The 10,278-nt window shown below is 43.2% G+C and carries 8 protein-coding genes; 6 read left to right on the top strand and 2 right to left on the bottom strand.

Translation table 11 applies throughout. The annotated features are described in order from the left end of the window. Positions 1 to 140 precede the first annotated feature (140 nt). From H6F92_RS08970 to H6F92_RS08945, 6 genes are all read left to right on the top strand, one after another. Positions 141 to 530 (top strand): hypothetical protein, encoded by a 390-nt coding sequence (locus H6F92_RS08970; protein WP_190357585.1) that lies wholly within the window; start codon positions 141 to 143, stop codon positions 528 to 530. Between the two features lie 83 nt (positions 531 to 613). Continuing rightward, complete coding sequence (gene bchI, locus H6F92_RS08965) at positions 614 to 1,687, top strand: magnesium chelatase ATPase subunit I (protein ID WP_002778711.1); 1,074 nt, start codon at positions 614 to 616, stop codon at positions 1,685 to 1,687. Between the two features lie 127 nt (positions 1,688 to 1,814). Beyond that, complete coding sequence (locus tag H6F92_RS08960) at positions 1,815 to 3,182, top strand: AAA family ATPase (protein WP_190357584.1); 1,368 nt, start codon at positions 1,815 to 1,817, stop codon at positions 3,180 to 3,182. Further along, the gene (locus H6F92_RS08955) at positions 3,179 to 3,868 is read left to right on the top strand and encodes a retron system putative HNH endonuclease (protein ID WP_190357583.1); all 690 of its coding nucleotides are present in this window, start codon (positions 3,179 to 3,181) and stop codon (positions 3,866 to 3,868) included. The genes H6F92_RS08960 and H6F92_RS08955 overlap by 4 nt, the downstream gene beginning before the upstream one ends. Positions 3,869 to 3,942: 74 nt before the next feature. Further along, positions 3,943 to 5,034 (top strand): glycosyltransferase family protein, encoded by a 1,092-nt coding sequence (locus tag H6F92_RS08950; RefSeq protein ID WP_190357582.1) that lies wholly within the window; start codon positions 3,943 to 3,945, stop codon positions 5,032 to 5,034. Between the two features lie 171 nt (positions 5,035 to 5,205). Continuing rightward, positions 5,206 to 7,197: an ABC1 kinase family protein gene (locus tag H6F92_RS08945; protein ID WP_190357581.1), complete on the top strand. Its 1,992-nt coding sequence runs from the start codon at positions 5,206 to 5,208 to the stop codon at positions 7,195 to 7,197. Positions 7,198 to 7,319: 122 nt separating this feature from the next. Here H6F92_RS08945 and H6F92_RS08940 read toward each other — a convergent pair whose 3' ends face one another. Together H6F92_RS08940 and alr are read right to left on the bottom strand one after the other, a co-directional pair. Next, positions 7,320 to 8,624 carry a cytochrome P450 gene (locus H6F92_RS08940; RefSeq protein ID WP_190357580.1) on the bottom strand — a complete coding sequence of 435 codons (1,305 nt, stop codon included), beginning with the start codon at positions 8,622 to 8,624 and terminating at the stop codon, positions 7,320 to 7,322. Between the two features lie 436 nt (positions 8,625 to 9,060). Continuing rightward, a complete protein-coding gene (alr, locus tag H6F92_RS08935) occupies positions 9,061 to 10,257 on the bottom strand; it encodes an alanine racemase (RefSeq protein ID WP_190357579.1) in 1,197 nt (398 codons plus the stop codon). Positions 10,258 to 10,278 lie beyond the last annotated feature (21 nt).

The raw sequence follows: 10,278 nt of genomic DNA, 5'->3' as shown, positions 1-10,278 counted from the left end.
CCCACACCCCACTCCCCACACCCCATCCCCCCACACCCCACACCCCACCCCCCACACCCCACACCCCACACCCCACACCCCACTTCCCCATTCCCCCACACCCCACACCCCACACCCCCACTGAATAACTGATAACTGAAATGGCCGATTCCGAACTACAGCAACAAGTCCAAAGATTACATCGACTGACGGTATGGGGTCGTTGGTTATTCGTGTTGGGTTGTTGGTTAGTGATTGGTTCGGCTAGTTTATGGGTTTTATGGGATGATATAGCTTTAATGCGGCAATATTTTACTTGGACAGCCCTTAGATACGCTTTAGCTTTCAATTACTGGCCTTCTATCGGTCTAGCCTTTTGTGTTGCCATTACAGGAGCAGTGTTAGTCTGGCAAAGTCGCAATATTGTTTTAGGACTTTCCCCCAGAGAAAAACTGCGCTTAGAGCAACGGGTGCAGAAAATTCGGGACGAAGGGCCAGGTCATCCCCTCTGGCGCTGGATCTTAAAAAGCAGGGAAAAAGACTTACAATGATAAAGCTTTGCTGAAAGCTGACGGCTAGAACCCCCACTAGATATAATTCTTTACTCAAAAACTCTTGACTTTTGAATCCACCTATGACCGTGACTCCCCAAGCTCCTCCGAAAACTCGCCGCGTGGTTTTTCCCTTCACCGCTATTGTCGGCCAGGAAGAAATGAAATTATCCCTAATGCTCAACGTCATCGACCCCAAAATTGGCGGGGTGATGATTATGGGGGATCGAGGTACGGGAAAATCGACCACAATTAGGGCTTTAGCCGACCTTTTACCAGAAATTGACGTAGTTGCTAACGATCCCTTTAATTCTGACCCCAATGATCCCGATTTAATGAGCGATGAGGTGCGGCAAAAGGTGGATGAAGCCATTCCCTTGACCATTGCCAAGAAAAAAGTCACTATGGTAGATCTGCCCCTCGGTGCGACGGAGGATCGGGTCTGTGGCACGATTGACATCGAAAAGGCCCTGTCAGAAGGGGTAAAAGCTTTTGAACCTGGTTTGCTGGCCAAAGCTAACCGCGGCATTCTCTATGTGGATGAAGTCAATTTACTTGACGATCACCTCGTCGATGTGCTATTAGATTCGGCCGCTAGTGGTTGGAATACGGTGGAACGGGAAGGAATTTCCATCCGTCACCCGGCCCGGTTTGTTTTGGTGGGATCGGGCAACCCAGAAGAGGGAGAATTGCGCCCACAACTGCTCGATCGCTTCGGAATGCACGCCGAGATTCACACCGTCAAAGAACCACCTCTACGGGTCAAAATCGTGGAACAGCGTGCGGAATTTGATGGCAATCCGATCTCGTTTTTAGAGAAATACAACTTAGAACAGGAAGAACTGCAAAGAAAGCTAGTGGAGGCCCAAAATCTTTTGCCTTCCGTTGAGCTTGATTACGATCTGCGGGTGAAAATTTCCGAGGTTTGTTCCGAGTTAGACGTGGATGGATTGCGCGGCGATATCGTTACCAATCGCGCCGCTAAAGCTCTGGCCGCTTTGGAAGGACGGACAACTGTGACGGTAGATGATATCCGTCGGGTAATTGTTCTCTGTTTACGTCACCGTTTGCGGAAAGATCCCTTAGAATCGATCGATTCTGGTTATAAAGTCTTGAAAGCTTTTAATCGCGTCTTTGGATTAGAGGAAAATTCCTAAATCTAATTCCCCCTCTCCCCGAAGAGAGGGTTTTTGACTGGATTTAGAGATGAAGGCCAAAAAGGGCTAGATGTGACCGAATAAGCTAGAATTTTATCGATCGCTGTTATTCTCTGGGGGAATGTCGATGTGGGTTGAAAGTATAACACTCGAAAACATTAAATGCTTCCAGAATCAAGAGATTAAATTTATTCGTAATCCCAATAATCAACGTCATTGGCGAGCTAAACCTTATCATTGGATCACTTTATTAGGAGAAAATGGAGTAGGAAAAAGCACGATTTTACAGGCTTTAGCTTTGCTGCTCGCAGGACCAGAAGCAGCCAAAGAATTATTACCACGTCCGACTGGTTGGATATGTAATCCCAAGACACCGGGTAAATTAACCGCAGTGCTTCATCAAGAAGATGGGGATGCAGGAAAATTTGGTACGGATAAAACTCGAAAAACTTTTGCTTATTCCTATTTTGTTACAGGCAAGGAAAGGTTAGAGTTAGGAGGCAGTAAGGACAAACAAACCTATACAGAACCAGCATTAATCGAAGAAAATAGCAAAATTTTGAGTTGGTTGCGAGCCAATGCTTTTGCCTCCGATAATCATGGTTGGTTTGCCGTCGGTTATGGAGCTTTCCGTCGTTTGACACGAGTGAGTCAAGTGATTATTCCTAGTCTTGAACCTCCGAAACGCTCTAGCAACTTTTTCAGCCAATTTAATGAGGATACATCTTTAAGTTCTTTTGAGAGATGGATGGTGTATTTAGATTATCGAATAGCCAAAAATCCTGAAGATAATCAAGCCAAACAAATGAAAAAAATCGGCGAAGAAGCAATTACTAAACTGTTACCCGGTAATGTAGAAATTGCTGAAGTAACTGCCGATGGCTTGATTCAGTTTCTAGTTAACGGTCAAAAAGTTCCAACCATTAGTTTATCCGATGGTTTTCGGAGTATGATTGCTTTAGCTGGGGATTTAATTTGGCGATTATTACAATCCTTCCCCAATCTAGATAACCCCACAGAGGCTTCTGGAGTCGTCTTAATCGATGAGTTAGATATTCATTTACATCCTTCTTGGCAAAGGGAAATTGCTGGATGGTTACAGGAAGTTTTTCCCAAGCTTCAATTCTTTGTCGCTACTCATAGTCCTTTAATCGCTGCCGGTGCGGGGGAAAAGTCTTTAACCCTACGAATCGATCTGGTAGCGGGTGAATTAGAGATTGTAGAAATTCCTTATTTAGAATTAGCGGCTAATGTTGATCGTACTTTAACAAGTTCTGCTTTTGGTTTGAAATCAACCTTTCCCACTGAGACAGAAAATAAAATTAAGCGTTACCACCAACTAAATCGTAAAAATAAAAATCTGGCAGCAGAAGAAAAGCAAGAATATGAACAACTGTCATTATTTGTTCAAGACGTTAAACCCTTTAGCGAAATTAGTCAACCTAATAGTTTAGAATCCCGAATTGATGCCTTACTAGAGGAGCGTTTATCTTGATTCCTGTCACGAGAATATCAAAGCCACGCGTATTAGCTAAAAATGCCGCTCGTTGGCTAGAGGCTTTAGAATCAATAAAATCAGACAACAAGGCAACTAAATCTCAAATTAACAAAGCACAAAATAAATACAGTCATCCGCAAGTTAAAGAAGCATTAGTTAAAATGTTTAATGGGAAATGCGCTTACTGTGAAAGTAAGATTACAGTGGTAACTTACGGAGCGATCAAACATTTTTATCCAAAAAGCCAGTATCCTAATCTGACTTTTACTTGGGAGAATTTACTGCTTTCTTGTGATAAATGTAATGATGCCAATCACAAAGGCACAAATTTTCCTCTCGATGATATCACAGGAAATCCTCTGTTAATAGACCCCACGGATGGAGTAACCGATCCGAATACACATCTTGAATTTGTTTGGGATGAAATGGCAAAATTAGCCAGTGTTTATGGTCGGGATCGGCGTGGTCAAATTGTTGAAGATTTGTTCGATCTCAATGGTATGCGTGGACGAAAAGAATTAATCAACCATCGTAGTCAATATATTAAAAAGTTGTTAGCATTATTACGTTACGCCAAACAAGGAGACTCGGAGGTTTTATCTTTACTGCAAGAAGCTTGTCAACCGGGAGCGGAATATTATGCTTTTGCTAGTATTTATATACTGCCTCATTTGCCTCCCTAAAATTAAGGGTAATTATTATCTACGGTCTGAAAAACAAAATTTATCGCTTATTATTCTCACCTTACTTGATATTTATGTCTCGTCCTGTTGTTTATTTTGCCGTTACTAATCATGGTTTTGGCCATGCTGTCCGCAGTGCTTCGGTGGTAGCTAATATTATTGAACTTAATCCCGAAATTTTGCCGATATTAGTCACCACAGCCCCGCGCTGGTTATTAGATTCCTATATATCCGGAGAATATATTCAAAGACCCCGGGGGTTTGATGTGGGGGTAATCCAATCGGATAGTTTAACGATGGATAAATTAGCTACTAAAGAAAAATTAGAACAAATAATTGCTCAATCAAGGTCAATTATTGCCAGTGAAGTTAATTTTATTAAAACTAATCGTGTGGGTTTAGTTGTGGCCGATTTACCGCCTTTAGCGGCACTAATTGCCAAAAGTGCGGGGCTTCCTTGTTGGATGATTGGTAACTTCGGCTGGGATTTTATCTATCGTGATTGGGGTGAAGAATTTGCCAGTATTAGTGATTGGATTAGTCGTTGTTATAATCAATGCGATCACTTATTTAAACTGCCTTTAGCAGAAGCGATGACAGCATTTCCTCACGTTACAGAAGCAAATTTAACTGGGGGTACACCCCGCTACAGTGAAGAAGAATTGCGACAGGAGTTTAAGCTAAATGCCCCCAAAGAAAAAACTATTTTATTGAGTTTTGGTGGGTTAGGATTAGAAGCAATTCCCTATGATAATCTCGCCAGTTTTCCCGATTGGCAATTTATCACTTTTGAAAAAAACGCCCCCGAACTGCCCAATTTAGTCCGCTTACAGGATAAACCAGATCGGAGCTATCGTCCCGTGGATTTTATGCCCCTGTGCGATCGAATTATTTCCAAACCGGGATATAGTACCTTTGCCGAGGCTTTAAAATTAGAGGTTCCGATTGTTTCTCTGATGCGAGAAGGTTTTGCCGAATCAGCGATTTTATTGGCTGGAATCCAAGATTATAGTTATCATCAAATTATTAGCAGTGAAGAATTTTTTCAAGGTAATTGGGACTTTTTGCGGCAAGCTCCCCAACCGCCAAGATTAAAGGTTAAACTGCCTAAAGATGGTGCAGAATCGATAGCGAGAGCTATTGTAGAATACTTTGAGAGGCATTAACGAAGCCTGCCGACCGCCTGATCTCAACAAGCAATTTAAATTACGAACAGCTTATCAGCCTCGAAATCGTCAAAAACACCGATAACCATTCGGGGAGACAAAAACAAGATCGGGCAGCAAGCCGATACTTGTTACAATAGTTTACAAATCACCCTGCCTTGTCACCGAACTATGTCCGAACAGATGATCTCCCCAGAGACGCAACCCGAAGAAGCGATTACTGTTGAAGTGCAGCCCGTGCATATTCCCGAAGAGCATCGGGAAAATATCGGCCCCATGGATGACAACGTAGCCGAGAGTTGGCGCTACAATCCCCAAGTTATTAACGACTATTACCGTCGGCGACCTCTAGACGTTGTGGGGAGATTAATCGAAATTGCCCTACCGGTTTTATCTTTTGTCATCGGTATCTGGTGGGATAAACTGCGGGGAAAATCGCCAAAAAATGAAATTAGACGGGCCGTACAATTGCGGGAAATGTTGACCAAATTGGGACCCACCTATATTAAGATCGGTCAAGCTCTCTCTACCCGGCCTGATTTAGTACCGCCTTTATATTTAGAAGAATTAACCACTCTCCAGGATCAAATTCCCTCTTTTCCTAACGAAATTGCCTATCGTTTTATCGAAGAAGAATTAGGTTATTCTCCTGAAGAAATTTATGCAGAATTATCCCCCAATCCCATAGCGGCCGCTTCCCTAGGACAAGTTTACAAAGGTAAATTAAAAACCGGAGAGAGAGTCGCCGTTAAAGTACAGCGTCCCGATTTGATTCGCTGTATAACTTTAGATGTGTATATCATGCGTAGTTTGGCGAGTTGGGCGAAAATTAATGTTAAAAGACTTCGCTCCGATTTAGTGGCAATTACCGACGAATTAGCTGGTCGTATTTTTGAAGAAATTAATTATCTTCACGAAGGACAAAACGCCGAAAAATTCGCTCAACTTTATGGTCATATTGCCGAAATTTACATCCCCAAAATCTACTGGAAATATACCGGCCGAAGGGTTTTAACCATGGAGTGGGTGGACGGCACAAAATTAACTAATATCAAAGAAATTCAAGCTCAGGGTATTGATGCCACCCACTTAGTTAATGTGGGGGTGCAGTGTTCTTTGCGTCAATTACTTGAACACGGATTTTTCCATGCGGATCCCCATCCGGGTAATTTATTAGCGACTCCTGACGGTAAATTAGCTTATCTTGATTTCGGCATGATGAGCAATATTGAACCCTATCAACGCTACGGTTTAATCGAAGCGGTGGTCCATTTAGTCAACCGGGATTTTGAGTCTTTGGCCAAGGATTACGTTAAGTTAGACTTCCTATCACCAACCACCAATTTAGAGCCAATCGTTCCCGCTTTTTCGGAAGTTTTCGGTAATGCTTTAGGGGCGAGTGTGGCAGAATTAAACTTTAAAAGTATCACCGATAAAATGTCGGCGATGATGTATGAGTTTCCCTTTCGAGTTCCTGCCTATTATGCCCTAATTATTCGCTCAATGGTGACTTTAGAGGGAATAGCAATTGGCATCGATCCTAATTTTAAGGTACTGAGTAAAGCCTATCCTTATATTGCTAAACGTCTGCTCACCGATCCTTCCACGGAGTTGCGAGATTCCTTGCGAGATTTATTGTTTAAAGACGGTACTTTTCGCTGGAATCGTTTAGAAAATCTCTTGCGTAATGCTAAAGATTCTAATGATTTTAACTTCGAGAAAGTCACCGAACAAGCATTAGATTTTCTTCTGTCAGACAGGGGTATATTTATCCGCGAAAAGTTAGTTAATGAGTTAGTAAATACCCTCGATAATTTCGGTCGTCGCACTTGGTTTAATCTCACGGTTAATTTCCGGCAACAGGTGGGTTTAGCGGTACAAGAAACTCCCCCAGAATTGTTGGGTGATGCTAAGAGTTTTGAGCATCTTCGCAACATCTTTAGTATTTTACAGGAAACAAAAGGATTTGATGCCATGGCTATGGTGCCAGTGATGACGAAACTAATCGCTAAACCGGAAACCCAACAGATGGGACAAAAAATTGCTGAAGGTTTGCTACAAAAATCCCTAGCGCGTTTAATTCGTTACCTAGTTCTCGAATTTGATAGACCAAATCATCGGCAAAATGGAGAATTATCGAAAGCTTTACCCGCTGCCGATTAACCTCTGTCAGTTCCACCGACGGCTCAAAATCTGAGCATTTCCGACAATAAAGGCCGTGAAATAAATTTCACGGCTACGAGAAAAACGCTAAACTGTTTTTAAAGTTTTTTTATCCTAACTGGTTAACGGGGTTTAAAGGTGACTTGTAAACCGTCGCGAGGATGGGGAGTGGGGATAGTGGTGAGGGTGAGATCTTGATTAGGGAGTAATTGCCAATCGTATTTTTCTACTAAACGAACGGCTAAAATTTTCATCTCTAAACGAGCGAATTCCTTGCCGATACATTCGCGCAATCCCGCACCAAAGGGGATATATCCGTAGGGTTTTTCCTCGGCTAAAAAGCGATCGGGATCGAAGGTTTCAGGATGGGAATAAATATTATTATCTTTATGGGTATTGCTGATTTGATACTGCACTACCCATCCTTTCGGCAAATGATAACCGTTAAATTGACAGTCTTCTATTACCCGACGGAATCCTCCTCCCACGGGGGGAGTAAAACGTAAAACTTCCTTTAAAACGCGATCTAAATAGGTCATCTGTTTGAGGGTATCAACGCTTAAAGGAGTGGATAGATCAAAATTAGTTATTTCCTCCAATACAAGCTGAAAAATATCGGGATGCAGTGCCATTTGTAGGCAGAAAGTGGCGATAGCGGAGGTTAAAGTTTCATGACCAGCAAAGAGTAATAATAGCACTTGATCCTTTAATTCCGCTAAGGATAAACTTTGACCGTTTTCGTCTTTAGCTTGTAAAAGGATAGCCAGAGCATCTTGGCCTAAGTCATCATTTTTTTGTCTTTCTAAAATGATAGTTTCGAGCGCTTGCAGTAATTCTTCTCGACAGCGTAATGCTTTGCCGAAAGCTGTCCAGGGAAGGGGAAGGGGAAGGGTAAATAGTCCCGCACACCAAGTATCAAAAACTTCTCCTAATTTGGTAGCAGAACCCTGGTCAAGACCGATAAATAATTTACAGGCGATATCGAGAGTATAGTTTCTTAATTCAGGATACCATGACAGGGTTTTTGCGGTTTGCCAACGCTCTAAATAGTGAGCGGTAATTGTTTCTACCGTAGGGATATAACTTGCTAGGGAGCGGGGTTGAAAAGCTTGATAGATTAAACGACGACGGGAAGCGTGAACATCTCCCGTATGCACCGCTAAAGATGCGCTACCTAAGAGAGTTTTGGTACTTTTAGGCCAAGTTGCGGCAAAGTATTTATTCTCGTTGCTGAGGAGAAAACGGTTAGCTTCGGTACCGGATAAAATAATCGTGGGACTGCCAAAAATATGAGTACGGAAAAGTTGACCATATTTATTATGACGTTTACTGGCAAAATCCCCATCGGTCAAAAAAGCGATTGTTTCTCCTAATAGGGGTAATCCGAAACTGCCGGGGGGTAGGGGTAAATCTTTGCTTGTAGTCATCGCTGCCTCTAGGGTAAAACTAATCATTTGCCGTCGATTAACCCTGTTTATTCTAACCTAAAGCACTGGAGAATTCATCCCCTAATCTAGCCTAGCAATTAGCGATCGCACTTGGCAGCGGTAAGCACCTAAGCAAAATTAATTACACATCTCACCAGTCAACAGTAAGAATTGCCGCCAATTGACATTTTTTAAGATCACCGCCATAATTAGGGCTTGCTCAATAAATGTGAAAACCTTGTTGGGTAAGACTTTTAGACTTTTTGGTTTCCAAAAAGTACCAGATATGGGAGTGATCGGGTGGAAAATTCCGGGACTTTTTCCCTGAAAATTAGGTAATTGACCCCCTCAAAATCGCTAAAACCCTACACCCTACACCCTACACCCTACACCCCACACCCTGCCCCCAGGAAAAACTTTTTGCCGCAAACCCTAATTAGCCATTGCTAATAATAACTCGCGGCAAACGATGCTTAAAACCGCAGAGAATCTCCCAGGATATCGTACCTAAATCCCGCGCCCAATCGTCGGCGGTGATGCACTGTGGGCCGTCTTTACCGATAAGTGTGACGATTTCCCCTGTTTTTACCTCTGGAATCTCGCTCACGTCAATCATTAACTGATCCATGGTTATCGCGCCGATTTGGGGTACTAAACGTCCTCTCAGGGATACTTTTAAACGATTGGAGAGATTGCGGGGAATTCCATCAGCGTAACCGATACCGACCACAGCAATACGGGTGTCTTTTGTCGCTATGTACTGATGACCATAACTCACTCCCGAACCGGCGGCAATGGTTTTGACTTGGGCAATGCGTGCTTTTATTTGCAGCACCGGTTGCAAAGGGACTTTATCGGTGAGATGATTGGCGGGATAAAGACCGTAGAGAGCTAATCCGACTCTAACTCGATCGTAGTGCAGAGATCGATCGCTTAGGGTAGCGGCAGAGTTGGCTAAATGTAGACAGGGGGGATGATAACCTTTTGATCTTAACTCGGCGATCGCTTGTTGGAATCTTTGCCGTTGTAACTGCATGATCTCGGGATTGGGATCGTCAGCTGTGGCAAAATGGGAGTATATACTGGCAATTTTCAGGTTAGGAGCCTCTAAAACCTGTTCGACGAATTTGGTGCCGTTGTGCCATTGTGTACCTAAGCGAGACATCCCCGTATCTAGTTTGATATGGACCGGCAGCCGCTGCTCTAAGCGTCTCATCACGCTGGCAAAAATTTGCACCTGTTCGATTTGCACCAGGGTGGGTTGCAATTGCCAATGGGCTAAGGCTGCCACTTCTTCCGGGGTGTTCACTGCCCCTAAAATCATAATTGGGGCAACGATTCCCGCTTCCCGTAGTTCGATACCTTCCCCGATAGTCGCGATGGCTAAAGACTGCGCTCCAGCTTCTAAAACGCTGTTAGCCACCTTAACTGCCCCGTGTCCGTAAGCATCGGCTTTAATTACCGCCATTAATTCCGTTTTTGGGGCTAATAAGGCCTTGACTTTTCGCACGTTTTGTTGTAGGGCAGAGCGATCAATCTCTACCCAAGCACGATAGCGAATTACTTCCGACAATTGATAATCATGACGGTTTTTGGGCGGATTGATAATTTTTGGTTCGATGCTAAACACCACTCGCTCACTCCTTTGCACACA

It is taken from the genome of Microcystis wesenbergii FACHB-1317 (assembly GCF_014696875.1).
Lineage (GTDB): Bacteria > Cyanobacteriota > Cyanobacteriia > Cyanobacteriales > Microcystaceae > Microcystis > Microcystis wesenbergii_A.
Note: the sequence above shows the minus strand (reverse complement) of the source record. Positions and strands in the feature narration are given on the sequence as shown.

Coding starts and splice junctions, on each gene's coding strand:
- H6F92_RS08970 (WP_190357585.1), top strand. CDS start 141: ATGGCCGATTCCGAACTACAGCAACAAGTCCAAAGATTACATCGACTG.
- bchI (WP_002778711.1), top strand. CDS start 614: ATGACCGTGACTCCCCAAGCTCCTCCGAAAACTCGCCGCGTGGTTTTT.
- H6F92_RS08960 (WP_190357584.1), top strand. CDS start 1,815: ATGTGGGTTGAAAGTATAACACTCGAAAACATTAAATGCTTCCAGAAT.
- H6F92_RS08950 (WP_190357582.1), top strand. CDS start 3,943: ATGTCTCGTCCTGTTGTTTATTTTGCCGTTACTAATCATGGTTTTGGC.
- H6F92_RS08945 (WP_190357581.1), top strand. CDS start 5,206: ATGTCCGAACAGATGATCTCCCCAGAGACGCAACCCGAAGAAGCGATT.
- H6F92_RS08940 (WP_190357580.1), bottom strand. CDS start 8,624: ATGACTACAAGCAAAGATTTACCCCTACCCCCCGGCAGTTTCGGATTA.